Genomic DNA, 24,494 nt, shown 5'->3' on the forward strand with positions numbered 1-24,494 from the left:
ATGGGTGGCGGGCGTTGTGTCGGCGTGGCTTTCGCGCCGCGCTTCCGTCCGTCGCACGCGTCCGAACATATGGCGGGGAAACTGGATGAGCGCTCTCGACCGGCTGGCCGATTTCGTCGGGATTGAAACCTTCTACCACGATATTTGGGGCAACCGGCGCGAGACATCGGCGGCGACCAAACGGGCGCTGGCCGGGGCCATGGGGCTTCCCGCCGCCAGCGACGCCGAAGCGGAAGCCTCGTTGCGCGATGTCGAACAGCGCGCGTGGCGCCGTCTGTTGCCGCCGGTGCGCGTGGCGCGGGACGGGCAGGGGATTGAACTGCCGCTGTCCCTGCCGGTCGGTCTGGACGCCGCCGCCCTGTCCTGGGTTCTAGAGATCGAGGGCAGTGACGCTCCCCACACCGGCGGCCAGACGGTCGGCAGCTTGCCGCGTTCGGAAACCGCCACGCTGGACGGGCAGGGGTTCGAGCGGCGCATCCTGCCCCCCGATGTCTTCGCCGGGGCGCCGCAGGGCTATCACCGGCTGAGCGTGACCGTGCGCCCGACCGACGGCGGGGCGGAATTGACCGGCGAAACCCGGTTGATCGTCGCCCCGGCCCGTTGCCTGACGGTGGAGGAGGTGATCCCGTCGGGCCGCAGTTGGGGGATCGGGCTGCAACTCTACGCGCTTAAGTGTGAAAAAGACTGGGGCTTGGGCGATTTCGGCGGGCTTGGCCTGTTCGCCGAAACGGCGGGCGCGCTGGGCGCCGGGCTGGTCGGGCTGAATCCGCTGCACGCGCTTTATCCCGCCGACCCGCACCACATCGCGCCCTATTCGCCGTCCAGCCGCAGCTTTCTCAACATCCTCTACATCGACGTGAACGGCGTGCCCGAACTGGCGCTGACGCCAGCGGCGCAAAGCCGCATCGCCTCGCCCGACTTTCAGGAGGCTGTGACCGCCGCCCGCGCCGCCGAATTGGTGGACTATCCGGCGGTGTCGGCGCTGAAGCTGCCGCTGCTGGAAACGCTCCACGCGACCTTCCAGGCGCTTCCCGCCGATCACCCGCGCAAAATCGCTTTCGCCGCCTTCCGTCACGAGATGGGGGCCGCCTTGCAACGCCACGCGCTGTTCGAGGCGCTGCACGAGCATTTCTACCGGCAGGACCCTGCGCTGTGGCTGTGGCGGGCGTGGCCAGCGGCCTACCAGACCCCCGACAGCCCGGAGGTTCAGGCCTTCGCCGAGACCCACGCCGAGCGCGTCGGCTTCTACGCCTATCTGCAATGGGAGGCCGATCGCCAGTTGGGCGAGGCCGCCGCGCGCGGGCGGGCCGCCGGGCTGGGGTTGGGCTTCTACCGCGACCTTGCCGTGGCGGCGCACCCTGGCGGGGCGGCGGCTTGGGGCGACGCGGGGATTTTGGTCCAGGGGGCCAACGTCGGCGCGCCGCCCGACCAGTTCAATCTGAAGGGCCAGAATTGGGGCCTGTCGCCGCTGTCGCCCTTGGGGCTGCGCGAGGCGGCCTATCAACCCTTCGTCGAGCTGCTGCGCGCCAACATGCGCCACGCCGGGGCCTTGCGCATCGACCATGTGATGGCCTTGCAGCATTTGTTCTGGATCCCGGAGGATGGCAGCGACGGCGCCTATGTGATGTACCCGCTCGACGATCTGCTGGGCATCGTGGCGTTGGAAAGCCGTCGCAACCATTGCGTGGTGATCGGCGAGGATCTTGGCACGGTGCCCGACGGCTTCCGTCCAGCGCTGGAACGGACGGGCGTGCTGAGCTACCGCGTCTTGTATTTCGAGCGCAACGCCGACGGCGGGTTCAAGCCCCCCAGCGATTACCCGGTCAACGCCATGGCCACTGTCAGCACCCATGATCTGGCGACCTTCAAGGGCTTCTGGACCGGGCGGGATCTGGAATGGCGGCAAAAGCTGGACCTCTACCCCAACCCGGAAAGCCGCGACAAGGACGGCTGGGATCGCGGCGTGGACCGCTGGCGGCTGCTGCAAGCCCTGTCAGGGCAGGGGCTGCGCCCGGCCAGCTACCCCAGCGACGAGGGCAGCCAGCCCTACCGCCCGGAGCTTGCCGCCGCCCTGCACGGCTATCTGGTCCGCACGCCCTCCCGCATCGTCATGGTGCAGATCGAAGACATGCTGGGCGAGGTCGAGCAGCCGAACCTGCCGGGAACCGTCGATCAGCACCCGAACTGGCGCCGCCGCCTGTCCCACCCGGTCGAGGCGTTGGCGGGCCTTTCTGACGCGCGACAAATTGTCGCACCCTTGCGAGACGCTCTCACTGGTCAGACCGGCGCAAGCGTCGCTAAATGAGCGTCAAGGGCGGACTGATCTGAATTACGCCGTTGTTTCAAGCACTTGCGACGCATTCGCAACATTGTTTGGCCAACGAGCAAACCGAATGGAGAGTTTGGCATGAAGGGTGATCCCACCATCATCAAGCACCTGAACACGGTGCTGACGAACGAGCTGACCGCGATCAACCAGTATTTTCTGCACGCACGCATGCTGAAGAACTGGGGCCTGCTGCGTCTGGCCGACAAGGTCTACAAGGAATCGATCGAGGAGATGCGCCACGCCGACAAGCTGGTCGAACGCATCCTGTTCCTGGAGGGCCTCCCCAACCTTCAGGACCTGCACAAGCTGAAGATCGGCGAAGAGGTGCCGGAGATGTTCATCGCCGATTTGGCCATTGAACTGCACAACCGCGCCATCCTCCAGGCCGGCATCACCGACTGCGAGAGCCTGAAGGACTTCCAGAGCCGCGAGATCTTCGTGGAAATCCTGGACGACACCGAAGAGCACATCGACTGGCTGGAAACCCAGCTCGACCTGATCCAGCGCGTCGGCCTGAGCGGCTACCAGCAGCAGCACATGCACAGCGCAAGCTGAGCCAAACCCACGCGGCAACGCGCGGCATGGCCGACGTCTCCCCGACGTCGGCCATTTTTTTGTCTTTTTTCCGAGGCTAACGAGAAAAAACGCTAGGCAAGGCAAAACCCCACTGCTATAAGCCCCCCCACACCACGGGGAACGGCGAACGAGCCGCCCCGGTGACGGTCTGGGGGATCGTCTAGCGGTAGGACAGCGGACTCTGACTCCGCCAGCCTAGGTTCGAATCCTAGTCCCCCAACCAACCTTTTCCCTTTGAAAATCAAAGAGTTGGCCGAGGCCCCCAGCAGGGGCTACTTGGCGGTTTTACAGTTTGCGGCGTCTGGTTTTACAGTCGTCTGTTCGCTGTTCACCCCCTCCAGCTTGGCGATGGCCGAGCGGGCGCGGCGCTTCTGGTCGGCCGACTGGGTGTAGCGGGCGACCATCGCCTCGGTCTTGTGGCCGGTGATCGACATGATGTCGCGGGTGTCGCAGCCGGCATCGGCCAGCGCCGTGGCGGCGGTGTGGCGCAGGCCATGGAAGGTGAGGCTCTTGCCGATCTTCCCGCTCATCTCTAGAGCATCGCGCGTGAAATCTGAATCGAAGGCTTGCGTTTGTTTTTTCGCCATGATTCACGGTAGTTGGAGGTGAAATATGGGTCAGAGCTATTCGTCGGATCTTCGTGTTCGGATTTACGGTGAGATCGAGCAAGGCGGGTCACGCCTGGCAGCGGCGCGTCGGTTTGACCTGAGCGCCAGCACGAGCATCCGCCTTGCCCAGCGGATGGCGACGACGGGATCGCTGGAACCAGCGCGGCAAGGACGTCCGCCGGGAGGCGGCAAACTGGCTCCGCACGCCGCGCTTCTGATCGGTTGGGTGGAGGCTCAGGGCGACATCACCATGCCGGAACTGGCGGCCAAGCTGAAAGCCGAGCGCGGGGTCACGGCTCACCCCGCCTCGCTGTCGCGCTTCCTGATCGCCAGCGGCTTCACCGTCAAAAAAAACAGTGCTGGCGACCGAAGCCGGTCGCGCTGATGTCGCTGATGACCGTCGGACGTGGCGAAGCCACCGCCAGCCCCGGATGCGCGAGGAACCGGATCGGTTGGTGTTCCTCGACGAAACCGCCACCACCACCAAGATGACCCGGCTGCGCGGGCGAGCCAAGCGCGGCCAGCGGTTCAAGGCCAAAGCGCCATTCGGCCATTGGGGAACCCAGACTTTCATCGCCGCCTTGCGTTGCGATGGAGTTGCCCTGGAAAAGTGGAGAGCCTTTTGAGACAACAAGGCGGATCAGGAGGCCTCCATCAGCACACCCAAACAGCGGAAAGTTACGGAAGAGTTCAAGCGTGAAGCGGTGCGGCTGACCGAGACGAGCGGTCGGACTGTGGCGCAGGTCGCCAGTGATCTGGGGATCGGCAAATCGACGCTGACGCGGTGGAAAACCCAATTCAAAGAAGCCGATATTCTGTCTGGTCCTCACGACGACGTGCAAAAGGAACTGACGCGACTTCGGCTTGAAAATAAAATTCTCCGTCAGGAACGAGATCTCTTAAAAAACGCGGCGGCCTTCTTCGCCAAGGAAACAAGTCGATGATTTATGAAGCCATCGACGCGAAGAAGGCTGAAACACCCGTCCATCGCGGTTGCCGTCTTTTTGGGGTGAGCATGAGCGGATATTATGCCTGGAAACGTCGCCAGCCCAGTCGTCGTCAATACGACGACATGATTTTGCTCGCTCATGTCCGAAACCATTTTGCTCTATCGCATGAAACCTACGGATCCCCCCGAATGCATGCTGAGTTGAAGGCTGACGGTGTGAGCGGCGGTCACCATCGGATCGCCCGCCTGATGCGGGACAACGGCATGAAAGCGCTGCAAAAAAGACGATACAAGAAGACGACCGACAGCGACCATGGGGGCCCGGTCGCGCCGAATGTTCTGGATCAGGATTTCAGCGCCGACGCGCCGAACCAAAAATGGGGAGCCGACATCTCCTACATTTGGACGGTCGAAGGCTGGCTGTATCTCGCCATCGTGGTGGATCTGCATTCCCGCCGAATCATCGGTTGGGCCACGAGCGACCGAATGAAGAAAGATTTGGCGATGAGAGCGCTGCGAAGAGCCATCGCTTTGCGCAGTCCCCCGAAGGACGCTATCCATCACTCGGATCGTGGAAGCCAATATTGCTCAGCAGATTATAAGAAAATACTGAAAGATGGCGGCTTTGTCCTATCAATGAGCGGAAAGGGGAATTGCTACGACAACGCCATGGTTGAAACGGTGTTCAAGACGCTGAAGGCTGAACTTATCTGGAGAACAATTTTTCTTTCCAGATCAGCGGCCAAAATCGCCATTGGACGCTGCATCGACGGGTTCTATAATCCTGTGCGGCGACATTCGGCGCTCAGTTACAAAAGCCCATGCGATTTCGAGGCTGCGGCATAGCCCAAAGCCAAAGGCTCTCCACTTTTCCAGGGCAACTCCAGGCTTGGCTTCATCGCGGTCAACGTCATGGAACCGGGCGTCGGGCTGCACGCGACCAATCTGGCGATGAACGACAGCGTCAGCAAAATTGCCGGCAACGCCAGCAACTTCACGGCGGTCGGCTTCTTCCTCAGCATCATTCCGCATTCGATGGTCGACGCCTTCGCCAAGGGCGAGATTCTCCAGGTTCTGCTGATTTCGGTTCTGACCGGCGCGGCGCTGAGCGTTGGCGGGGCGAGCCGCGAGTCCGGCCTGATCCGGGGAATCGCCGAGGCGCAGGACGTGCTGTTCCGCATTCTGGGCTTCATCATGCGGTTGGCCCCCATCGGCGCGTTCGGGGCCATCGCGGCGGCGGTCGGCGCCTTTGGCGCGGCGACGCTGCTGTATCTGGCCAAGCTGGTCGCGCTCTATTGGGCGACGTCGCTGTTCTTCGTCATTGTCGTTCTGGGCTTGGTCACGGCCTCAATCGGGCTGTCGATCTTCAAGATCATCGGGCTGATCCGTGATGAACTGCTGATCGTCTTCGGCACGGCGTCGAGCGAGGTCGTCCTGCCCCGGTTGATGGGCAAGCTGGAAAAGGCCGGTTGCGACGGCGCCATCGTCGGCTTCGTGGTGCCCAGCGGTTACAGCTTCAATCTGGACGGCACGTCGATCTACATGGCGATCGCCATCGCCTTCATCGCCCAGGCTACCGACACGCCCTTTTCGATGTGGGAACAGGCGGGGGTTCTGGCCATCCTGATGCTGACGTCGAAGGGCGGCACGACGGTGGCGGGCGGCGCCTTCATCAAGCTGGCGGCGACGCTGCAAACGGTGCGGACCCTGCCGCTGAACGGTCTTGGCCTGTTGTTCGGCGTGGACCGCCTGATGGCGACCTGCACCGCCCTGACCAACGTGGTCGGCAACACGGTGGCGACCTTCTACATCGCCAAATGGGAAAAGGCGTTCGATCAGGCGAAATGGGACGCCTATCTGGCCGGGGATGCCGACGATCTGGACGTCAATCCCGCCCACGCCGCCCACAGTGACCACGCGGCGGTTGCGGCGGCCTCCTCCACCGGCGTCCGTTGAGGAAACGCGGCGATGTCAGCCCTCCTCGCTCTCCTCCCGGTCATCGATCATGCGGGCGCCCGCCCAATCGCCCGCGCTGACCAGACCGGCCACGCAACGGCGCAGAATGCGGGCAAGCTCCAGCGTCAGCCACGCGGCTTTCGCCTCTTGCGGCGTGCCCAGGCAAATGGTCGAGGTCAGGCTGGGCCGTTCGATGGGGCGGGCGACCAACTCGCCGCGCGCCACCTCCAGAGAGACCCCGGCGAAGGTTTGGATGGTGGCGCCAAAGCCATGCTTCACCATCGCCTTCATCAGCGGAACGCTGTCCACCTCGATGGCCAGATTGAGGCGGATGTTGTGCTGAAGCGCAGCGCGTTCCAGCAGGCGGCGGTTGCTGTGGGGCAGGCTCGGCAGGACGAGCGGGATGTCGGCGATGTCGCGGAAGGCGATGGCCCCCGGCCCCGCCGCGTCGTGACCGGGCGGCGTGACCAACACCATCTGTTCGTGCAGGATCGGGCGCAGATCGATGCCGTCCAGCGGCATCGGGTTGTGCAGAACGGCGATGTCGATGCGGCGGTCGAGCAGCCATTCCTCCAGCAGAGTGCTGATTCCTTCGCGGGCGATCAGGGTGGCGTCGGGCCAGAGTTCCCGAAAGATCTTGTAGATTTCGGGAACGATCAGCAGGCCGGAGGTCGGCGGCACGCCGACCACGACCTGACCGGCGAAGTTGCGCTTGCAGCCTTTGACGGCGTCCAGCGTTCGGGCGAAATGGTCGATCAAATCCTCGGCCTGGGCCAGCAATTGCGCCCCGGCTTCGGTGATTTCAACGCCCCGGCCATGCCGGACCAGCAGTTGGACGCCCAACTCGTCCTCCAACTTCTTCAACTGTCGGCTCAAGGCCGGTTGGGCGATGTTCAGGCGGGTGGCGGCGCGGCTGAAGCTGCCCGCCCGGGCGATCTGAACGAAGTAGCGCAGTTCCCGGATGTCCATCGCGTGTTTCCTCCCGAGGGCTTTCTTGGGCGCGGGGTCGGGTTGATGTGTAGATCATTAATTGGTCGATGTCATCCACGGCATTTTAAAATAAAAAATCTGCATTATTCTTGATGAATCGAGAGTAATTTGGAGTTTTATTGAGTATCAACAGGCGCGCCTCTTGCCAAAGGGCCGCCAGGGGAGAGAAAACCATGAGGGTCCGTGATCTGTCACGCGACGACATGACCGACGCGCAACGGCGCGTCGCCGACGAAGCGGCGTCCGGCAAGCGCGGGCGCGTTCCGGCGCCGTTGCGCGCCTGGCTGCACAGCCCGGAGATGGGCGCGCGGGCGCAGAAGCTCGGCGAATTCCTGCGCTACGACACCTGCCTGGGGCCGCGCCTGTCGGAACTGGCGATCATCATCACCGCCCGTGTCTGGACGTCGCATTACGAATGGCATGTTCACAAGCGCGAGGCGCTGAAAGCCGGGCTGGAACCGGCGATCATCGACGCCATCGCCGCGCGCGCCACGCCCGACATCGCCGATGAAAAGGGCCGCGTGGTCTACGGCTACGTCACGGAACTGCACCGCGACCATGGTGTGTCGGACGACACGCACGCCGAGGCCGCGCGGGTTCTGGGCGAGCAGGGCGTGGTCGAACTGGTTGGTTTGCTTGGCTATTACACGCTGGTCGCCATGACGCTGAACGCCTTCGACATCGGGCTTCCCGACGGCGAGGCGACTGAGCTGGAGCCGTAAGGCGGCTCAACCCCCACCGATTCATCGGCATCCGTCCCGGTCGCGCCGGGGGGATGCCCACACCGCAGAGCATCAGGAGAATTCATCATGGCGGGACGGCTGCAAGACAAGGTCGCCATCATCACGGGCGCGGGCTGTGTCGGGCCGGGCTGGGGCAATGGCCGCGCCGCGTCGGCGATTTTCGGGCGGGAAGGGGCCAAGGTGTTCGCCGTGGATTTGCGCGCCGAGGCGATGGAGGAAACCGTCGCCGCGACCCGTGAGTTGGGCGGCGAGATCACCACGCACACCTGCGACGTCACCGACAGCGCGCAGGTCGCCGCCATGGTGCGGGCCTGCGTCGAGCGATACGGGCGGGTCGATGTGCTGGTCAACAATGTGGGCGGTTCGGCGGCGGGCGGCGCGGTCGCCCTGTCGGAAGAGGCGTGGGACCGCCAAATCGACTTCAATCTGAAAAGCGTGTTCCTGGCCTGCAAGCACGTGATCCCCGAGATGGAGACGGTCGGCGGCGGCGCCATCGTCAACACCGCCTCGACCTCCGGCTTGCGCTGGACCGGGTCGGCGCAGGTGGCCTACGCCTCGGCCAAGGCGGCGATCATCCAATTCTCGCGCGTGACGGCGGTTGAATACGCCAAGAAGAACATCCGGGTGAACACGGTGGTTCCCGGCCAGATGCACACGCCGATGGTGGAAACCCGGCTGGCCGGTCAACGGTCCGGCGGCAACGTCGCCAGCCTGCTGCAATCGCGGCTGGCCCGCATTCCCATCGGCTTCATGGGCGACGGGCGCGACACCGCGCACGCCGCGCTGTTTCTGGCCTCCGACGAGGCGCGCTTCGTCACCGGAACCGAGATTGTCGTCGATGGCGGCATGACCGCGCGGTGCGATTGAGGAGTTTGCCATGACCACGGATTCCTTGCCCTCTCACCCAATCCCCGATGGTCCGCCGCCGATGGCGAACCCGCGCAAGCCCGACACCGGGCTTCCCGCCGGGGCGTGCGACGCCCACTGCCACATCTATGGGCCGTTTGACCGCTTCCCGCTGCCGCCGGATCGCAGCTTCACCCCCAACGAGGCCCCGGAAACGGCGCTGCGCCGGTTGCACGATCACCTTGGCTTTGATCGCGCGGTCATCGTGCAAAGCCAGGGTCATGGGCTGGATCATGAGCCGCTGCTCGACGCCTTGGCCGTCGGGCAGGGCCGCTATCGCGGCGTGGCGTTGCTGCGTCCGGGCAGCAGCCCGGAGCTTGTCCGCCGCTTTGACGTGGCGGGGATCTGCGGCGTCCGTTTCAGCTTCATGCCGCATTTGGGCATGCCGGATCTCGACGCGGTGCGCGCGGTGATCGCGCTGGTCGAACCCTTTGGCTGGCACGTCGCCATCCATGTCGCCGGAACCGGGCTGTTGGACATGGAGAGCTTCATCCGTTCGATCCCGGCGCCGGTGGTGATCGACCACATGGCCCGTCCCGACATCGCCGAGGGGCCGAACGGTCCGGTGACGGAAACGCTGTTGCGTCTGCTCGACAGCGGGCGGGTCTGGCTGAAGCTGAGCGGGGCGGAACGCCTGTCCAAGGCCCACGCGCCCTATGACGACGTCGCGCCGATGGCGCGCCGCCTCGTTGGGCACGCGCCGAACCGCCTGCTGTGGGGCAGCGACTGGCCGCATGTGAATCTGCACGGCCCGATGCCTGACGACGGCGATCTGGTCGATTTTCTGGGCTGGGTGACGACAGCGGCGGATCGTCAGGCGATCCTGGTGGACAACCCCACCGAATTCTTCGGTTTCCCGGCTTTGCCTGCGGGCCGTTGAGCGGCGTTCGCCCCGGTTCGTCCGGTTGCGGTCGGCGCGCTTGGCTCAAGCGCGCCGACATCTTTTGACGTTTCAAAACACCGAGGTGGCCATGACAGCCGTTCCGCTCGACGGAGAGGCCGCGCCCGCGCGCGCGTCCAAGGAGGCGCTGCTCAAAAGCGCCGTTTCCAAGAACATCATCCAACTGATTCCCATTCTGGCGATCGCCTATTTTTTCAACTACATCGACCGGACCAACGTCGGTTTCGCCGCGCTGACGATGAACCGCGATCTGGGGCTGAGCAACGCCCAGTTTGGGGCCGCCGCCGGTCTGTTCTTCGTCGGTTATTGCCTGCTGGAGGTGCCGAGCAACCTCGCGCTGTACCGTTTCGGCGCCCGGCGCTGGCTGGCGCGGATCATGATCTCCTGGGGGCTGCTGTCGGCGGCCTGCGCGCTGGTCAACGGGCCGACCAGCTTTTACATCCTGCGCATCGCCACCGGCGCGGCGGAGGCCGGATTCTTTCCCGGCGTGCTGTTTTATCTCTCCTGCTGGTTTCCGGCGGAAAGCCGGGTGCGCGTTCTGGCCTGGTTTCTGATCGCCATTCCCGTGTCGTCGGTGATCGGCGGGCCGCTGTCGGTGGGGATTTTGGCGCTGGACGGCATGGCCGGGTTGAAGGGCTGGCAGTGGCTGTTCATTCTGGAAGGCATCCCCGCGTGCCTGATGGGGGTCATCACGCTGGTCAAGCTGCGCGACGATCCGAAGGACGCCGATTGGCTGACCGAGGATGAGCGCGCCGTTCTGATCGAGGCGTTGGCCCAGGAGAGCGCCAGCCGTCCGAAGAAGAATTTCCTGGCCGCCATCCGGGATCGGAAGGTCATCATCCTGACCGGCATCCTGTTCAGCTATTGGATCGGCATCAACGGCATCGCGATCTGGCTGCCCTTGATCCTCAAGACTCACGGGTTGAACAATCTGGAGGTCGGCTTCCTGTCCGGCGCCCCATATCTGGTCGCCGCCGTTGCGATGATCTTTTGGGCGCGCTTCATGGAGAAGACCGGCCAGTATCTGCTGAACATGGTGGCGGCGTGCCTGCTGGCGGGCGCGGGTTTGGCCTTCTCCGTGTTTTACGGATCGCTCGCCCCGGCGATGGTCGGTTTGACCATGGCGGTGATCGGGTTGAGTTCCGTGCGTCCGGCCTTCTACAGCCTGCCGTCGCGCTATCTCACCGGCGCGGCGGCGGCTGGCGGTCTCGCCTTCATCAACTCGGTCGGCAGCCTGGGCGGCTATGTCGGGCCTTGGATGGTCGGCGTCCTGAAGGACGAGACCGGATCCTTCGAGGCCGGAACGCTGGCGATGGCCGGAATGCTCGTGGTCGCGGCGGCGCTCACCCTGCTGCTCAAGCGGGTGGCGCGCGAGAACTGACCAACGCTTTGTCTCTCTCGAAAACCAAGAACATCTCAGGAAGGAAGCGTTTCATGAAACGGACTCTGCACCGTCTGTCCATCGCGGGAATCGCGGGCGCGGCGTTGGTCGGCGCGGCCATGCCGGCTTTGGCCAAGGACGCGTTTGTCAGGACGGAACCACGCGTTTGGTGGTGAAGCCGTCGGCGATGCGCGCGCCGTCGCTGTCCCGGCGGATCTCGAACCAATGGGACAGGGACGCCGCGCCGTCGCGGCGCTCGCCGCACAGCCGCACGGTCAGGCGGTCGCCGGGGTTGATGTTGCCGTGATAGAACAGGTCGCGGTCGGTGGTGACGGCGTTGGCGCTGACGTCGCGGAACAGCGCCCATTCCGCGCGGTCCAGGATCGACTGGAAGGACGCGAAATAGAGGAATCCGGCCCCGTTGAAATCCCCGTGCGGGCATGGGTCGATGGTGACGCTGGCCAATTCTTGGCGGTCGGCGCGGTGGAAACCGCGATGCTCGCGCCAATCCTGCCGCCGGAAACGCTGGCACAATGGGGCGAGGGATGAGTCCGATCCCGCATCCGCCAGCATCGGCGGGCAGGGGTGGGGCAGGGCGCGCAGAACGCTGCGGTTGTCGCCCGCCACGGCGCGGCGCAAAAAGATCGACAGCAGAGTCAGCGTGGCGACCGGGCGTCCCTCCACCGTCACGGTCTGGACGCTCTGATACTGGGTGCGGGACACCCGCGCGATTCGCCCGGCAAAGCGCAGCCGGTCATGCTCGGCCACCCGGTTGAGCGCGCCGCCGCTGAGCCGCAGGCCGGTGAAGGTGGCGTAGAGCGTCGCCCCATCACGGTCGCGAAAGGCCGGAACCGGCAGCCCTAAGGCGTCGGCCAGCATCAGCCAATGGCGGTGCCCGGCCTCTTTCAACAGCCAGTTTTCCGACAGCCCGTTGCGGGAAAGCTGCGGCATCCCCAGCGTCACAGCGTCGGACCCAGCGTCGCGTGGGGCGTCGCGTGGGGCGTCGCGCGGGGAAGGGCCGGGCGCGAGCGGCGCTGGCAGGGCGTGGAGCATGGCGCAAAGCCTCCGTGGCGTGAAACGGGATCAGGCGAAGGGATCAGGCGAAGGCGACGACCCGCACCAGGGCCGCCGGATCCTCGGCGAAGTCAGCGGCTCGCGCGTCGATGTCGGCGATCTGGCGCGCGGCGCGCGAGCAGGGGAAGCCGTAGCGCGCCGCCACCCGGTCGCTGGCGATGGTCAGGGCGGTTCGGCTGATCCGGGCGAAATCGGCCACGGGATAGGCCGCGCCGACGCTCAGATGCTCCTGCACGACCAGGGACGGCGAATAGCAATCGGACAGCGCGCCGTCCGGCCATTGGACGCGGAAGATCATTTCAGGCATGGGCAAGGCTCCGCTGCTGGGTGAGGAGGGCGTGGTAAGCGTCGAGGTGGCGGCGCGCGCAGGCGTCCCAGCCGAACCCGGCGGCCCGGCGCAAACCGGCGGCGCGCAGCCGTTGCGCCGTGGCGGGATGCAGGATGTCGGTCATCGCGGCGGCGATGGCGGCGGGGTCGAGCGGGTCCACCCACAGGGCGTCGCTGGGGCGCAGATGCTCGGTGAAGGGGGCGATGGCGGGAACGATGGTCGGCGTGCCGCTCGCCATCGCTTCGAGAACCACCAGCCCGAAGCCTTCGCGCAAGGACGGGAAAACCAGCGCGTCGGCCAGCCGGAACAGGGCGGGCATGTCGGCGTCGGGCAGCGGGCCGGTGCGGATCACCGACGCGGCGGCGGCGGGGTTGCGGTCCAGCAGCGCCTCGAAGGCGCGGGCCTCGCCGCTGTGGTCGAGCAGGGAGGCGCCACCGGCGATGACCAATTGGGCGTCGGGCCGGGTTTGTTTGGCGATCAGGAAGGCGTCGAGCAGGCGGGCGCTGTTCTTGCGCGCCTCCACCCCGCCGACCGACAGGAAGACCGGGCCGTCGGCCAGTCCCAGCCGCGCCCGCAAGGCGCCGTCGTTCGGCCCGGCCTGCGGGGAAAAGCGCGTCCGGTCCACGCCGTTGCCGACCAGCAGAGCCTCGACGCCGTGGTCGCGCGCCAGGATCTCCCGCCACAGATGGCTGACGCAGAACACGCGGTCGGCGTTGGCGATGGCCCGCCATTGCCGCGCCTCGACGGCGGGATCGGCGAAGCGGTCGAGATGGTGGACGGTGTAGAAATAGCCGGGGATGCGCCCGGCCTCGCGCAGGCAGGCCAGGGCGTTGCCGCTGATGCCGTCCTGCGCGTGGTGGATGTCGTGGCGGGCGGCGTCGCGTCGCGTGAAGAAGGCCAGATAATCGGCGATGCGCGTCTCGACCAGTTTGGCCAGCCCGCCTCCCGCGATGGGGCGGGCGGGAACGCCGACGGCGCCGCAGCGGGTGGCGCGGAAGAAGCCGCCGCCGCTGGGGTCGGGCGCGTGGACCACGGCGCGGTGTCCCAGCGCGGTCAACGCCTCGGCCAGTTCCAGCGCGTGGACCACGCCGCCGCGCGGGTTGGTGGAATGGGTCAGCAGGGCGATGGAGAGGTTTTTGGCGGATCGGCTCATGACGCGGTCGTCCTGCGGCGCGGGCCGCAGCCGATCAGCGGGCTGTCGGCGAAATCCCAGACCGGCAGGGCCTCCGCCCCGTCGGTCAGAGTCAGGGTGGTGGCGTCCTCCACCGTGCCGATGGCGGCGCAGCTCAGGCCGCGCGCCTGGAAACGGGCGGCGACGGCGGCGCAATCCTCCGGCGCGACGCTCAACAGAAAGCCGAAGCTGGGGAAGGACAGCAGCCAGCGGTCGAGCGGCACGCCGTCCGGGCGGGGGATCGCCCGCAGGTCGATGCTGCCGCCGACGCCCGAGCATTCCAGCAGCATCAGCGCGGTGCCGACCAGTCCGGCCATGCTGATGTCCTTGGCGGCGCGACACAGCCCATCCTCGGCCAGTTCGGGCAGCAGGGCCAGATCGCCGCGCAGCCGCTCCGCCGGGGCGGCGGTGGCGGCGTCGAAAAAGGGGTTGGGGTCGTGGTAACGGCCCCGCAGGTCGATGGCGGCCATCAGCCGGTCGCCGGGCCGGGCGTCGTGGCTGGTCAGCAGCCGTTTGCCCGCCCGCCCCAGAATGGCGACGGCCAGTTGCGCCCGGTCGTTGCGGGTGTTGGAATGGCCGCCGACCACCGGCACGCCATAGGCCGCCGCCGCCGCCCGCAAGCCGTCGAGGATCGGTTGCGCGTCCGCCGCGCCGTTGCTCCACAGCGCGTCCACGACGGCCAGCGGACGCCCGCCCATCGCGGCGACGTCGCTGACATTCACCATCACGCCGCACCATCCGGCGAACCAGGGTTCGGCGGCGACGAAGCCGTTGACGAAGCCCTCGGCGGCGAACAGCAGATGGCCGTCGCCGTCGGGGATCGCCGCGCAATCGTCGCCCAAGGCGACGCCTGTAAAATGGTCGCCTAAGGCGACGCCGGATGCCGTATCCAACGCCTGTGGGACCGCCAGCGCCGACACCACGGCGTCGATGTCGCGCTTGTGGGCGAAGCCGGGGCTGGCGCGCAGGGTGGCGATCAGGCTGGACAAGCCGCTCATGCCGCCCTCCGCGTCAGCGTCAGAAAGCCCTGGGCGCCGTCCGGCCAGGGCGGGTAATGGGACAGATCGGCCTGCATGCGGTGGTGCGGGCGGCCGTGCAACTCCACCTCCTCCAGCGTCGTCCAGCGCAGGCGACGGAACAGCAGGGCGTTGCGGCTTTGCACATGAGCCTGGAAACAATGGCAGCCGCGCGCCGTCGCGGTTGAGACGGCCAGCCGGATCAGCGAGGCCCCCAGGGAGCCAACCCGGCGATGCTCCTCCGCCACCGCCAGCCGGGAGCCGATCCACAGACCCGGTTCCGGCTGGTGGATGCGCACGGTCCCCACCACCGCGTCGGGCATGCCGCACAGCTCGGCCAGCGCGACGATGGGGATGGCCTGGGCGTCGATGGCGTCGCGGTCGTCGCCGTCGAACAGCCCCTGTTCGACGCAGAATACCTGACGGCGCAGGGCCGCCGCCCCGGCGACCTCCCACGCCTGGGTGGCCAGCTTGACCCGGTGGGCGCTGGCGACGAAGGGGGGCGGCGGGCCATCCATCATGGCGGACTCCTCATGCGGCGGGGGCGGTTAGGAGTGGGCGGTCAGGCGGCGACGGATTCGCGGGCGTTCCGCCGCGCGTCCATGACTCCGGCCAGATGGGCGGCGTCCTCGGCGACGCCGAGGAAGCGGCCCGACCCCCAGGTGTGGAGCCAGGGCAGGCCGATGAAATACAGCCCTTCCACCGGAGACACGCCCCGGTCGTATTTCGGCGCGCCGCGACCGTCGAAGACCGGCAGCTCGATCCAGGAATAGTTGGGGCGGAAACCGATGGCCCAGACGATGGCGCTGATGCCCCGCGCGGCGCAATCGACGGCCAGCGGCGTGTCCTGCGGCTGCCAGACCGGAACGAACGGCTCCTCAACCGGCGCGTCGATGGCGTTGGCGTCGATGAAGGCGTCGATGTCGCGGCGGATCGAGACATAGACGTCGTCGGCGTCGTCGAGGTTGGTCGCCAGATCGTCGGCGAAGCGGACGGTGGACCCATCAATCCCCGCCATGCTGCCATAGAGCGACACCCCATCCCGCGCGAAGCGGCGCAGGTCGATTTCATGGCCGCGAGCGCGGCCCGACAGGTAATGGTTGGTCTTTTCCTTGGCCTTTTCGCCCTGCGGGTGCTTGTCGATGGTCATGGCGTAATAGCCCATCTCCATCAGCCATTCGGTGGCCTCCTTGCCGCGATAGACGCGGGGGGAGCGGGGGGCCGGGCCGACGCACAGATGAACCTTGCGCCCGGCCAGATGCAGATCCTCCATGATCTGCACGCCCGACTGGCCGGATCCGACGACCAGAACCTCGCCCGGCGGCAACTGGTCCGGGTTGCGGTAATCGACCGAATGGATCTGGGTGACGGATTTGTCCAGCCCATGGGCGTAGGGCGGGACGATGGGCACGTCATAGCCGCCGGTGGCGACCACCACATGGTCGGCGGTCAGCGGCCCGGTGCTGGTGTCGATCTCCAGAACGCCGGACTTGCCGCGCCCGACGCGGGTGACGGCGACGCCCTCGCGGATCGGCGGATCGACCATGCGGGCGAAATCCTCCAGATAGGCGACGATTTCGTCCTTCAGCATGAAGCCCTTGGGATCATTGCCGTTGTAGGGGAAATCGGGCAGGCGGCATTGCCAGTTGGGGGTGACGAGGCAAAAGCTGTCCCAGCGGTCGTTGCGCCAGGAATGGGCGATGCGGTTCTTTTCCAGGACCAGATGATCGACGCCGCGCTTTTTCAGCTCGTGGCTGACCGACAATCCGGCCTGTCCGCCGCCGATGACGACGACGGGATAATGGGTGGCTTTGGTCATGGCAGGGAACTCCGCTTACTCTTCAAAGGTGGACAGGGAGGAGCAGGCGCCGCATTTGCCGCAGCCGGCCTTGCTGTCGGCGGCGCGCAGCCCCGCCTGTTTCAGCATCGCGCCCAGCGGGGCGAGCAGCGCCCGCATGAAGGCCGGGCTGGGGGCCGGGTGATCCTCCAGCGGCGTGCCGGACACCGGGACGAAGGGGACGACGAAGGGATAGACGCCCATCCCGATCAGCCGTTCGGCCATCGCCAGAATGGCGTCCGGCGCGTCGCCCAGCCCGGCGAGGATGTAGGTAGAGACCTGACCGCGCCCGAACACCGGCACGGCGGCGGCGAAGGCGTCGAAATAACGCTCCAGCGGCACCGACGCCTTGCCCGGCATGATGCGGGCGCGGATCTCCGGCGTCACCGCTTCCAGATGCATGCCCAGCGTGTCGATTCCGGCGTCGTGCATGCGCCGGAACCAGACGTCGTCGTCGGGCGGTTCGCATTGCCCCTGGATCGGCAGATCGACGGCGGCCTTCACGGCGGCGGCGCTCTCGCACAGGATGGCGGCGCCGCGATCCGGGGTGGGCGGCGTGCCGGTGGTCATCACCATGTGGCGGACGCCGTCGAGCAGCACAGCGGCGCGCGCCACCTCGGCCAATTGTTCGGGGGTCTTGCGCAGGATGGTGCGGCCTGCCGCCAGCGACTGCCCGATGGAGCAGAATTGGCAGGTCTTGGTCCGGCTCTGGTAACGAACGCAGCTTTGCAGAACGGTGGTGGCCAGCACGTCGGCGCCATGCAGCACCGCGATTTTCTGGTAAGGCACGCCGTCGAGCGTTTGCAGCCCGTAAAAGCGCGGCTGGCGGGGAAAGCGGATCGCGCCGACGGCCAGACCGTCGCGCCGCACCACGCTGGTTCCGTCCGCGCCCAGATGGTCGGCCTGGTAGGGGGAGTCGAAGGCGCCCGCCGTGTGGACCGGCACCATCACGGTGCGCCCATCGATGGTGACGGCCTTGTGGTCGCTTGGCCCCGCCCCGCCGCGTCGGCTGGGCGCCCCGGCGCGCGGGTCAGCCAGCCGGATGCCGAAGGACTGCAACTCGCTGATGAGCAGGCTCGCCGAGGAGGGGGAAGCGGTTGTCGTCATGGTCGGTGTGCTCCTTTTCAAGCGGCGCAACGGGCGAAATCGTGGTCGTCATCGGCGTCGCCGGACGGTTGTCCAGCCGCAGCGACAGCAATTCGGGGCGGGCGTAATGGCCGACCGAATCCATCATCCGCTTGCGCTTGGTGATGAGGCTCATGTCGAGGTCGGCGATCAGAATCCCCTCGCCCGAGGTCAGCGGCGGCACGACATGCTTGCCTTCGGGGGAGACGATGGCGGTCATGCAGCCGCCGCGCAGGGCGTTTTGCAAACCCGCGTCGGGGGTGATGGCGGCGATCTGCGCCTCGGTCAGCCAGCCGGTGGCGTTGACGACGAAGCAGCCCGATTCCAGCGCGTGGTGACGGATCGTCACCTCGATCTGATCGGCGAAGATTTGACCGACCAGCGAGCCGGGGAACTGGGCGACGTGGATCTCCTCATGCTGCGCCATCAGGGCGTAGCGGGCGAGCGGGTTGTAATGCTCCCAGCAGGCCAGCGCGCCGATGCGGCCCACCGCGCTGTCCACCACGGTCAATCCGGCGCCGTCGCCCTGGCCCCAGATCATCCGCTCGTGATAGGTCGGGGTGATCTTGCGCCGCTTCAGGATCAGGCGCCCGTCGGCGTCGAAGACCAGTTGGGTGTTGTAGAGCGAGCCGTGATCGCGTTCGTTGACCCCGAGAACGACGACCACCCCATGGGAGCGCGCCGCCGCCGCCACGGCGTCCGTGACCGGACCCGGAACCACCACCGCGCGTTCGTACAAGGTCAGATGATCGGCCCCGGCCAGAACGGGCGGACGCACGAAGGAGAAATAGGGGTAATAGGGAACGAAGGTCTCCGGGAAGACCACCAGTTCCGCCCCCTTGCCCGCCGCCTCGGCGATGGCCTGGCAGACCCGCCCGACCGTGCCGTCGGCGCTGTCCAGGTCCGGCGCGATCTGCACCGCCGCGACCCGCACATTTCGTTTCTCCGTCATGATCCGCCCTCCGGTCGCCGCGCTTACAGGGTCCAGGTGTTCAAAATGAATGCATTCGCTTTCCGGTGGAGCAGGACGATGTCCAGCACATCCAGCGGATTGATCGGTCGGATGCCGGGGATCAACGCGCCCTCGCCATGGCCGTACAGCGCCTGGAGCGCGAAGCGGCAGGCGTAGACCTTGCCGCCCTCTTCCATGAACTTGACCAACTGCTTGTTGATCGCCTGATGGCCGGGGAACGCCTCGTCGCCCAGCGTCGGGAAGCCGCGCTGCACGCCCAGCGTCACGCCCGGCCCATAGAGCAGAACCGAGGTCTCAAAGCCCTTGCGCAGCAGGCGCGTGGCCTGGAGCAGGTTGACGAGGCCGATGGAGCCTTCAAACGCCACGGTGTGGAAGGTGACGAGCGCCTTTTCTCCCGGATCGGCCTTGACGTCCTCGAACACCTTCTCTTCGTAATCGACCAGAACATCGCCCTTTTGGTTCGCGGGCTTGGTGACTGCGGGCATCTCTCATCCTCCTTAGCGTCGATGGATCCGGCGTGGGCCGCCGGAGGGTTCCGCCGAAGCGACCGGATGGCCGTTCGGGGTGTTTCCAGTCATTAGCAAGCGGCGTGCCAGTCGATTTTGGTCCATAATGACCTTCTAATGCAGTCGATAAAGCCTAAGTGAATGGAAATAATGAGGCCAATGATTGTATTGATTGGATCTTTGGATGCTGCATCATGCGTGGGCGGACGCTGATTAATTGCCGGGCAACCCGCCGATGTGCGGTCAAAATAGGCAGAAATAAGCGGTCATTGATGACTGGATCGCCTGGACAAGCGACGGGAGGAGACCGCTTGCGCAAGCCGCCTCGGTGTGGCCCCAGCGCCGGGAAAACCTTGAACGGTCACGGCTGCGGCGATGGGAAGCGGCGGGTTGTGGAACGGTTGCCAGACGGGTGCGACCCGCCTAGGATGCGCGCCGACGTCCGGCGCGGCCTGCCTGCGGATCGGGCGTTGCCCAGTTTGGATCCACACGCCGCCGGTCCGTGACCGCAGCCGCCAGCCAAGGTTCCGCACCGTCGATGCCGCCGTCCCCCCATCCGTGGCTGCCCCGTATCCGCGCCAGCGAGAAGCCGCGCTACCTCGCCATCGCCGACGTGATCGCCGAGGAGTTGCGGCAGGGGCGTCTGACCCCCGGTGATCGCCTGCCGCCGCAACGGTCCTTGGCGGACGCGCTGGAACTGGACTTCACCACCATTGCCCGTGGCTACAGCGAGGCGCAGCGGCGCGGCCTGATCGAATCCCGCGTCGGCAACGGCACCTTCGTGCGCGATCTTCCCGCATCCTTCCTTTTGCCGACGCCGGTCCAGGCCGAGCGCGCGGCGCCCACCCCCTGCCAACCGGCCCCTTGCCAGCCGGTGGCGCGGGGGGCGCGGCCCCGGCGGCCCGCTGACCTCTCAATGAATCTGCCGCCTGAAATCGAGGATCCGGTCCTGCTCGCCCGTATGCGTCAGGGGCTGGCCGAGGTTGCCGAGGATTTGGTCGGCGTGCTGCGCTATCAAGAGTTCGGCGGCGCGCCGGAAGACCGTCAGGCCGGGGCCGACTGGTTGGCCCGGCGTGGGCTGATCGCGCCGCTGGATCGGTTGCTCGTCTGTCCGGGCACGCACAGCGCGCTGTTGGCGGTGCTGGGGTCGCTGGCCAAGGCGGGGGATGTGGTGTGCGCCGAGGCGCTGGCCTATCCCGGCTTGCGCGGGCTGGCGGCGCAATTGGGGCTGGAGTTGATCGGCTTGCCGCTGGACGCGGACGGCATCCGGCCCGACGCCTTCGCCGAGATCTGCCGAACCCGCGCGCCCAAGGCGCTCTACTGCAACCCGACCCTGAACAACCCGACGACGATCACCAGTTCCCTGGACCGCCGCGCCGCCTTGATCGAGATCGCCCGCCGTCACAACGTCGCGATCATCGAGGACGACGCCTATGGCGCCTTGCCGGTCGGCGGGCCGCCGCCTTTGGCGGCGCTGGCCCCCGATCTGGTGTTCCACATCGCCGGTCTGTCGAAGAGCCTAGGCGCTGGTCTGCGCATCGCCTATCTGGTGGCGCCCGAGGCCCGGCGCATGTGGCAATTGTCCGCTTATCTGCGCGCCACCACGGTGATGGCGTCGCCGCTGACGGCGGCGCTGGCTACGCGCTGGATCACCGACGGAACCGCCGACGCGATGCTGGACGCCGTCCGCGCCGAAGCCGCCGCGCGGCAAAGCTACGCCCGACAGGTTTTGCCCGTGACCGACACCGGATCGAAGCCGGAAGCCTTCCATCTTTGGCTGCCGCTGCCGCCGGATTGGAGCCGGTCGAGCTTCGCCGCCACGTTGCGCGCGTCCGACATCGGCCTTGTCGTCAGCGACGCCTTCGCCGTCAGCGGCCCGCCGCCCGAAGCGGTGCGGGTCTGTCTGGGCGGCGGCGGCGCGGCGGAGATCCGCAGCGCGCTCGACAAGATCGCGCACACCCTGTCGCAACCCCCGGAATTCGCCTCGGCCTTTTTGTGAGGTCCGCGCGCAACAGCCGGTGGCGCTCAATAGCCCAGCGCGCAGCCGTCCTTGCGGTGGTCGGAGCCGCCGAACAGGGTTCCCGTTTCCCAATCGATGGCGATGGCCTGGGCGCCGCCGATGGCCCATTTCGGGGGCTGGATTGTGAAGCCCCGGCGGGTCAGCTCCTCGCCAACCGTCGCGCGCAGGGCGGCTTCGGTTTCGACGGTTCGGGTGCCGGGCAAAGGGAACAGGCGGGGCAGGTCGATGGCGCTTTGCAAATCCAGCCCGTAATCGAACAGCTTGGACAGAAGATGGGCGTGGCCCATCGCCTGATAATGCCCGCCCATCACGCCGAAGGTCAGACTGACGCGCCCCTGCTCCGTCACCATGCCGGGAATGATCGTGTGCATCGGGCGTTTGCCCGGCGCGACGGCGTTCGGATGCCCCTCGACCAGCGAGAAGCTTTGCGCCCGGTTGTGGAACAGCACGCCCGAGCGCGGGGCCATCAGCCCGGAGCCATAGGGGTGGAAGATGGAGTTGATGAAGCTGACGGCGTTGCGGTCCTTGTCCACCACGGCGATGTACACGGTGTCCTTGTGCTCCACCGCGTCGAACGGCTCGTCGATCTCCACCGCGCGGGTCGGGTCAATCAAGGCTGCCAAGCGGTCGGCCAGCGCGTCGGACAGCAGACGCGCGGTCGGATCGTCGGCCATGGCCGGGTCGGCGAGCGCGGCGTCGCGCGCGGCGTAGGCCAGCCGCGTCGCCTCGATCTCGGCGTGCAGATTGTCGGCGCTCAACGGATCCCCGCCGGGGGAGAGGCGCGACAGGATGTTCAAAATCATCAGCGCGATGACGCCCTGGCCGTTCGGCGGGCATTCATGGATGGTGCGGCCCCGGTATTGGGTTTGGATCGGCGTCACATAGGCGCCCTGGGTGGCGGCGAAATCCTCCAGACTGTGGAAACCGCCCGCGCCGCGCAGGAACGTCACCATGTCTTCGGCGATGGCGCCCTTGTAAAAAGCGTCGGGGCCGTCGCGGCCAATCGCCTCCAGCGTGTCGGCCAACAGCGGTTGCCGTTGCAGCGCGCCGACGCCGGGGGCCTTCCCATCCGTCAGGAAGGTGGCGCTGGCGGTGGGATCCCCGCGAAGCAGCGCCGTTTGCAGGGCGAGGTCGTGGGCCACGCGCGGGGTGATGGCGTAGCCGTCCCGCGCCAAGCCGATGGCCGGGGCGAGGATCTTGCGCAGGGGCAGGCGGCCATGGTCGGCGACCAGACGCGCCCAGGCCTCCACCGCGCCCGGCACGGTGACGGCGTGGGGCGATTGGCGGTCGATGGCGGTCACGCCCGCCGCGCGCAGACGCTCCAAACTCATGGCGGCGGGGGCGCGGCCCGACCCGTTGTAGGCGCGGATGTCGCCGCCGCCCCCCGGTGCGATCAAGGCGAAGCAATCGCCGCCGACGCCGGTGGACCCAGCCTCGACCACGCTTTGCACGGCGCAGGCGGCCACGGCGGCGTCCACCGCGTTGCCGCCCGCCTTCAGGATGTCGATCGCCGTCATGGTGGCGGTTGGGTGCGAGGTCGCCGCCATGCCGTTGCGGCCCACCGCCAACGACCGTCCAACCTGTTCAAAGTTCCGCATGGTCAGGATTTGGCTCCCCGCCCTTGAGTTGTCTGTTGTGTGTTGCGTGTTGGTTGTCGTGCGCTGAGGACGCATGAGGTTACGCTTTGGGCCGCCCCTGTTCCACCCAAGTCAGCGTGTCGTCCAGCGCCGCGCCGATGCGCGCGACCAGATCGCTGACCTGAGCGGCGGTGATGATGAGGGGCGGGCAGAGATGCACCATGTCGCCCATCGCGCGGGTGATGACTCCATGGGCCAGCGCCCGTTTGCCAACATGCGCGGCGACCCCAAGCGACGGGTCGAACGGCGTCTTCGTCGCCTTGTCGCTCGTCACCTCCAGCGCGCCGATCAACCCCATGCCGCGCACGTCGCCGACCAGCGGGTGATCGGCGAGAGCGCGCAGGGCCGATTGGAAGCCGGGGGCGATGTCCCGGACATGGCCGACGATGTCGCGCTCCTCATAGATCTTCAAGGTTTCCAGCGCGACGGCGGTCGCCACCGGATGACCACCATAGGTGAAGCCATGGCCGAAGGTGCCGATGGCCCCGCTCTGGTCACGGACGGCGGCGTAAATTTTCTCATTCACCATCAGCGCCGAAATCGGCTGATAGGCGGCGGACAACTGCTTGGCCATCGCCATCATGTCGGGTTCCAGGCCGAACGCCTCGGTCCCGAACATCGTGCCGAGACGACCGAAGCCGCAAATCACCTCGTCGGCGATCAGCAGGATGTCGTATTTGCGCAAGACCGCCTGGATCTTGGCGTAATAGGTCGGCGGCGGCACGATGCAGCCGCCCGACGCCATCAGCGGTTCGGCGAAGAAGGCGCCGACCGTGTCCGGTCCCTCGCGCAGGATCAGCGCCTCCAGCGACTCCGCGCAGCGGGTGGCGAAGGCCTCCACCGTCTCGCCGGGCAGGCCATGGTGGTAGAAGCTGGGGCAATCGGTGTGGAGAATGCCGGGAAGCGGCAGGTCGAAGGCCTTGTGGGTGTAGGGCAGGCCGGTCAGGCTGGCCGAGGCGACCGTCACCCCGTGATAGGCGCGCTGGCGGGAAATGATCTTCTTCTTCTGCGGCTTGCCGATGGCGTTGTGATAGTACCAGACCAGCTTGATGGCGGTGTCGTTGGCCTCCGACCCGGAGTTGGCGAAGAACACTTTCGACATCGGCACGGGGGCCAGGGCGATCAGCCGTTCCGACAGCTCGATGGCCGTCTCGTGCGAGCGCCCGCCAAAGCTGTGATAGAAGGGCAGGGTTTGCATCTGCCGATGGGCCGCCTCGACCAGCCGGGATTCGCTGAAGCCGAGCGAGGCGCAGAACAGGCCGCTCAAGCCTTCGATGTAGCGGTTGCCGTCGCGGTCGATCACATGGATGCCGTCGCCGCCCGCCAGCACCAGCGGCCCTTCCGCCTCGTGGACGACCGCGTTCGTGTAGGGGTGCAGGATATGGGCGACGTCGCGCGCCTCCAGCGAGTTGGCCCGCTGCGTGGTGGAAAGCTTCATTTTTTCTCTCCCGCCGACTGGGGTCGGCCT

The 24,494-nt window shown here is 66.8% G+C and carries 24 protein-coding genes and 1 tRNA gene; 12 read left to right on the forward strand and 13 right to left on the reverse strand.

Annotated features, from left to right (window positions below):
* The first annotated feature begins 85 nt into the window (after positions 1-85).
* From malQ to D3877_RS02350, 3 genes are all read left to right on the forward strand, one after another.
* On the forward strand, positions 86-2,305 hold the full coding sequence (gene malQ / locus D3877_RS02340) for a 4-alpha-glucanotransferase (protein WP_119829157.1): 2,220 nt from the start codon (positions 86-88) through the stop codon (positions 2,303-2,305).
* A gap of 102 nt (positions 2,306-2,407) precedes the next feature.
* Positions 2,408-2,884 carry a bacterioferritin gene (gene bfr, locus D3877_RS02345; RefSeq protein ID WP_119829158.1) on the forward strand — a complete coding sequence of 159 codons (477 nt, stop codon included), beginning with the start codon at positions 2,408-2,410 and terminating at the stop codon, positions 2,882-2,884.
* A 170-nt stretch (positions 2,885-3,054) separates the two neighbouring features.
* Positions 3,055-3,128 (forward strand) — tRNA-Gln (locus tag D3877_RS02350).
* Positions 3,129-3,177: 49 nt separating this feature from the next.
* Here the strand turns inward: D3877_RS02350 and D3877_RS02355 are convergent.
* On the reverse strand, positions 3,178-3,492 hold the full coding sequence (locus tag D3877_RS02355) for a tyrosine-type recombinase/integrase (protein WP_119829159.1): 315 nt from the start codon (positions 3,490-3,492) through the stop codon (positions 3,178-3,180).
* A gap of 25 nt (positions 3,493-3,517) precedes the next feature.
* On the opposite strand from D3877_RS02355, the gene D3877_RS02360 reads away from it, so the two are divergent.
* The 4 genes from D3877_RS02360 to D3877_RS02375 all read left to right on the forward strand — a co-directional run bounded on the left by D3877_RS02360 (position 3,518) and on the right by D3877_RS02375 (position 6,418).
* Positions 3,518-3,898, forward strand: coding sequence for a transposase (locus D3877_RS02360; protein WP_147395076.1), 381 nt, complete (start codon positions 3,518-3,520; stop codon positions 3,896-3,898).
* A 46-nt stretch (positions 3,899-3,944) separates the two neighbouring features.
* Complete coding sequence (locus D3877_RS02365) at positions 3,945-4,139, forward strand: transposase (RefSeq protein WP_119829161.1); 195 nt, start codon at positions 3,945-3,947, stop codon at positions 4,137-4,139.
* Positions 4,140-4,166: 27 nt separating this feature from the next.
* A protein-coding gene (locus D3877_RS02370) for an IS3 family transposase (RefSeq protein ID WP_119829162.1) occupies positions 4,167-5,308 on the forward strand; the annotation gives its coding sequence in 2 pieces (ribosomal slippage) (positions 4,167-4,437 and positions 4,437-5,308; 1,143 coding nt in all).
* Positions 5,309-5,359: 51 nt separating this feature from the next.
* Positions 5,360-6,418, forward strand: a complete 1,059-nt coding sequence (locus tag D3877_RS02375) for a cation:dicarboxylate symporter family transporter (protein WP_274379619.1) — start codon at positions 5,360-5,362, stop codon at positions 6,416-6,418.
* A gap of 15 nt (positions 6,419-6,433) precedes the next feature.
* Here D3877_RS02375 and D3877_RS02380 read toward each other — a convergent pair whose 3' ends face one another.
* Positions 6,434-7,387 (reverse strand): LysR family transcriptional regulator, encoded by a 954-nt coding sequence (locus D3877_RS02380; RefSeq protein WP_119829163.1) that lies wholly within the window; start codon positions 7,385-7,387, stop codon positions 6,434-6,436.
* A gap of 194 nt (positions 7,388-7,581) precedes the next feature.
* On the opposite strand from D3877_RS02380, the gene D3877_RS02385 reads away from it, so the two are divergent.
* The 4 genes from D3877_RS02385 to D3877_RS02400 all read left to right on the forward strand — a co-directional run bounded on the left by D3877_RS02385 (position 7,582) and on the right by D3877_RS02400 (position 11,339).
* On the forward strand, positions 7,582-8,130 hold the full coding sequence (locus D3877_RS02385; RefSeq protein ID WP_119829164.1) for a carboxymuconolactone decarboxylase family protein: 549 nt from the start codon (positions 7,582-7,584) through the stop codon (positions 8,128-8,130).
* Between the two features lie 87 nt (positions 8,131-8,217).
* Positions 8,218-9,018: an SDR family NAD(P)-dependent oxidoreductase gene (locus D3877_RS02390; protein ID WP_119829165.1), complete on the forward strand. Its 801-nt coding sequence runs from the start codon at positions 8,218-8,220 to the stop codon at positions 9,016-9,018.
* 10 nt (positions 9,019-9,028) lie between these two features.
* The gene (locus D3877_RS02395; protein ID WP_199720679.1) at positions 9,029-9,937 is read left to right on the forward strand and encodes an amidohydrolase family protein; all 909 of its coding nucleotides are present in this window, start codon (positions 9,029-9,031) and stop codon (positions 9,935-9,937) included.
* Positions 9,938-10,028: 91 nt separating this feature from the next.
* On the forward strand, positions 10,029-11,339 hold the full coding sequence (locus tag D3877_RS02400; protein ID WP_119830740.1) for an MFS transporter: 1,311 nt from the start codon (positions 10,029-10,031) through the stop codon (positions 11,337-11,339).
* A 147-nt stretch (positions 11,340-11,486) separates the two neighbouring features.
* Here the strand turns inward: D3877_RS02400 and D3877_RS02405 are convergent, their stop codons facing one another.
* From D3877_RS02405 to D3877_RS02445, 9 genes are read right to left on the reverse strand one after another with little or no spacing between them, the layout of a single operon-like run.
* The gene (locus D3877_RS02405; protein WP_119829167.1) at positions 11,487-12,392 is read right to left on the reverse strand and encodes a Pnap_2097 family protein; all 906 of its coding nucleotides are present in this window, start codon (positions 12,390-12,392) and stop codon (positions 11,487-11,489) included.
* Between the two features lie 43 nt (positions 12,393-12,435).
* Complete coding sequence (locus tag D3877_RS02410) at positions 12,436-12,720, reverse strand: MSMEG_0570 family nitrogen starvation response protein (RefSeq protein WP_119829168.1); 285 nt, start codon at positions 12,718-12,720, stop codon at positions 12,436-12,438.
* Entirely contained in the window at positions 12,713-13,894 is a 1,182-nt protein-coding gene (locus tag D3877_RS02415; protein ID WP_119829169.1) for an MSMEG_0565 family glycosyltransferase, read from the reverse strand. The genes D3877_RS02410 and D3877_RS02415 overlap by 8 nt, the downstream gene beginning before the upstream one ends.
* Positions 13,891-14,910 (reverse strand): sll0787 family AIR synthase-like protein, encoded by a 1,020-nt coding sequence (locus D3877_RS02420; protein WP_119829170.1) that lies wholly within the window; start codon positions 14,908-14,910, stop codon positions 13,891-13,893. The genes D3877_RS02415 and D3877_RS02420 overlap by 4 nt, the downstream gene beginning before the upstream one ends.
* Entirely contained in the window at positions 14,907-15,449 is a 543-nt protein-coding gene (locus D3877_RS02425; RefSeq protein WP_199720680.1) for an MSMEG_0567/Sll0786 family nitrogen starvation N-acetyltransferase, read from the reverse strand. The genes D3877_RS02420 and D3877_RS02425 overlap by 4 nt, the downstream gene beginning before the upstream one ends.
* 41 nt (positions 15,450-15,490) lie before the next feature.
* Positions 15,491-16,747, reverse strand: a complete 1,257-nt coding sequence (locus D3877_RS02430; protein ID WP_119829171.1) for an MSMEG_0569 family flavin-dependent oxidoreductase — start codon at positions 16,745-16,747, stop codon at positions 15,491-15,493.
* A 15-nt stretch (positions 16,748-16,762) separates the two neighbouring features.
* Entirely contained in the window at positions 16,763-17,872 is a 1,110-nt protein-coding gene (locus D3877_RS02435) for an MSMEG_0568 family radical SAM protein (protein WP_119829172.1), read from the reverse strand.
* Positions 17,796-18,842: a Nit6803 family nitrilase gene (locus D3877_RS02440; protein WP_119829173.1), complete on the reverse strand. Its 1,047-nt coding sequence runs from the start codon at positions 18,840-18,842 to the stop codon at positions 17,796-17,798. Before D3877_RS02440 ends, D3877_RS02435 begins: the two co-directional genes overlap by 77 nt.
* Before the next feature lie 23 nt (positions 18,843-18,865).
* A complete protein-coding gene (locus D3877_RS02445) occupies positions 18,866-19,348 on the reverse strand; it encodes an MSMEG_0572/Sll0783 family nitrogen starvation response protein (protein WP_119829174.1) in 483 nt (160 codons plus the stop codon).
* A 559-nt stretch (positions 19,349-19,907) separates the two neighbouring features.
* On the opposite strand from D3877_RS02445, the gene D3877_RS02450 reads away from it, so the two are divergent.
* On the forward strand, positions 19,908-21,368 hold the full coding sequence (locus tag D3877_RS02450) for an aminotransferase-like domain-containing protein (protein WP_119829175.1): 1,461 nt from the start codon (positions 19,908-19,910) through the stop codon (positions 21,366-21,368).
* 26 nt (positions 21,369-21,394) lie between these two features.
* On the opposite strand, the gene D3877_RS02455 is transcribed toward D3877_RS02450, so the two are convergent.
* Both D3877_RS02455 and D3877_RS02460 read right to left on the reverse strand, forming a co-directional pair.
* Complete coding sequence (locus D3877_RS02455) at positions 21,395-22,987, reverse strand: gamma-glutamyltransferase family protein (RefSeq protein WP_119829176.1); 1,593 nt, start codon at positions 22,985-22,987, stop codon at positions 21,395-21,397.
* 79 nt (positions 22,988-23,066) lie between these two features.
* On the reverse strand, positions 23,067-24,464 hold the full coding sequence (locus D3877_RS02460; protein WP_119829177.1) for an aspartate aminotransferase family protein: 1,398 nt from the start codon (positions 24,462-24,464) through the stop codon (positions 23,067-23,069).
* Positions 24,465-24,494 lie beyond the last annotated feature (30 nt).

It is taken from the genome of Azospirillum cavernae, assembly GCF_003590795.1.
In the GTDB taxonomy this organism is placed as follows: domain Bacteria; phylum Pseudomonadota; class Alphaproteobacteria; order Azospirillales; family Azospirillaceae; genus Azospirillum; species Azospirillum cavernae.

Coding starts and splice junctions, on each gene's coding strand:
- malQ (WP_119829157.1), top strand. CDS start 86: ATGAGCGCTCTCGACCGGCTGGCCGATTTCGTCGGGATTGAAACCTTC.
- bfr (WP_119829158.1), top strand. CDS start 2,408: ATGAAGGGTGATCCCACCATCATCAAGCACCTGAACACGGTGCTGACG.
- D3877_RS02355 (WP_119829159.1), bottom strand. CDS start 3,492: ATGGCGAAAAAACAAACGCAAGCCTTCGATTCAGATTTCACGCGCGAT.
- D3877_RS02360 (WP_147395076.1), top strand. CDS start 3,518: ATGGGTCAGAGCTATTCGTCGGATCTTCGTGTTCGGATTTACGGTGAG.
- D3877_RS02365 (WP_119829161.1), top strand. CDS start 3,945: ATGCGCGAGGAACCGGATCGGTTGGTGTTCCTCGACGAAACCGCCACC.
- D3877_RS02380 (WP_119829163.1), bottom strand. CDS start 7,387: ATGGACATCCGGGAACTGCGCTACTTCGTTCAGATCGCCCGGGCGGGC.
- D3877_RS02385 (WP_119829164.1), top strand. CDS start 7,582: ATGAGGGTCCGTGATCTGTCACGCGACGACATGACCGACGCGCAACGG.
- D3877_RS02390 (WP_119829165.1), top strand. CDS start 8,218: ATGGCGGGACGGCTGCAAGACAAGGTCGCCATCATCACGGGCGCGGGC.
- D3877_RS02395 (WP_199720679.1), top strand. CDS start 9,029: ATGACCACGGATTCCTTGCCCTCTCACCCAATCCCCGATGGTCCGCCG.
- D3877_RS02400 (WP_119830740.1), top strand. CDS start 10,029: ATGACAGCCGTTCCGCTCGACGGAGAGGCCGCGCCCGCGCGCGCGTCC.
- D3877_RS02405 (WP_119829167.1), bottom strand. CDS start 12,392: ATGCTCCACGCCCTGCCAGCGCCGCTCGCGCCCGGCCCTTCCCCGCGC.
- D3877_RS02410 (WP_119829168.1), bottom strand. CDS start 12,720: ATGCCTGAAATGATCTTCCGCGTCCAATGGCCGGACGGCGCGCTGTCC.
- D3877_RS02415 (WP_119829169.1), bottom strand. CDS start 13,894: ATGAGCCGATCCGCCAAAAACCTCTCCATCGCCCTGCTGACCCATTCC.
- D3877_RS02420 (WP_119829170.1), bottom strand. CDS start 14,910: ATGAGCGGCTTGTCCAGCCTGATCGCCACCCTGCGCGCCAGCCCCGGC.
- D3877_RS02425 (WP_199720680.1), bottom strand. CDS start 15,449: ATGATGGATGGCCCGCCGCCCCCCTTCGTCGCCAGCGCCCACCGGGTC.
- D3877_RS02430 (WP_119829171.1), bottom strand. CDS start 16,747: ATGACCAAAGCCACCCATTATCCCGTCGTCGTCATCGGCGGCGGACAG.
- D3877_RS02435 (WP_119829172.1), bottom strand. CDS start 17,872: ATGACGACAACCGCTTCCCCCTCCTCGGCGAGCCTGCTCATCAGCGAG.
- D3877_RS02440 (WP_119829173.1), bottom strand. CDS start 18,842: ATGACGGAGAAACGAAATGTGCGGGTCGCGGCGGTGCAGATCGCGCCG.
- D3877_RS02445 (WP_119829174.1), bottom strand. CDS start 19,348: ATGCCCGCAGTCACCAAGCCCGCGAACCAAAAGGGCGATGTTCTGGTC.
- D3877_RS02450 (WP_119829175.1), top strand. CDS start 19,908: ATGCCGCCGTCCCCCCATCCGTGGCTGCCCCGTATCCGCGCCAGCGAG.
- D3877_RS02455 (WP_119829176.1), bottom strand. CDS start 22,987: ATGCGGAACTTTGAACAGGTTGGACGGTCGTTGGCGGTGGGCCGCAAC.
- D3877_RS02460 (WP_119829177.1), bottom strand. CDS start 24,464: ATGAAGCTTTCCACCACGCAGCGGGCCAACTCGCTGGAGGCGCGCGAC.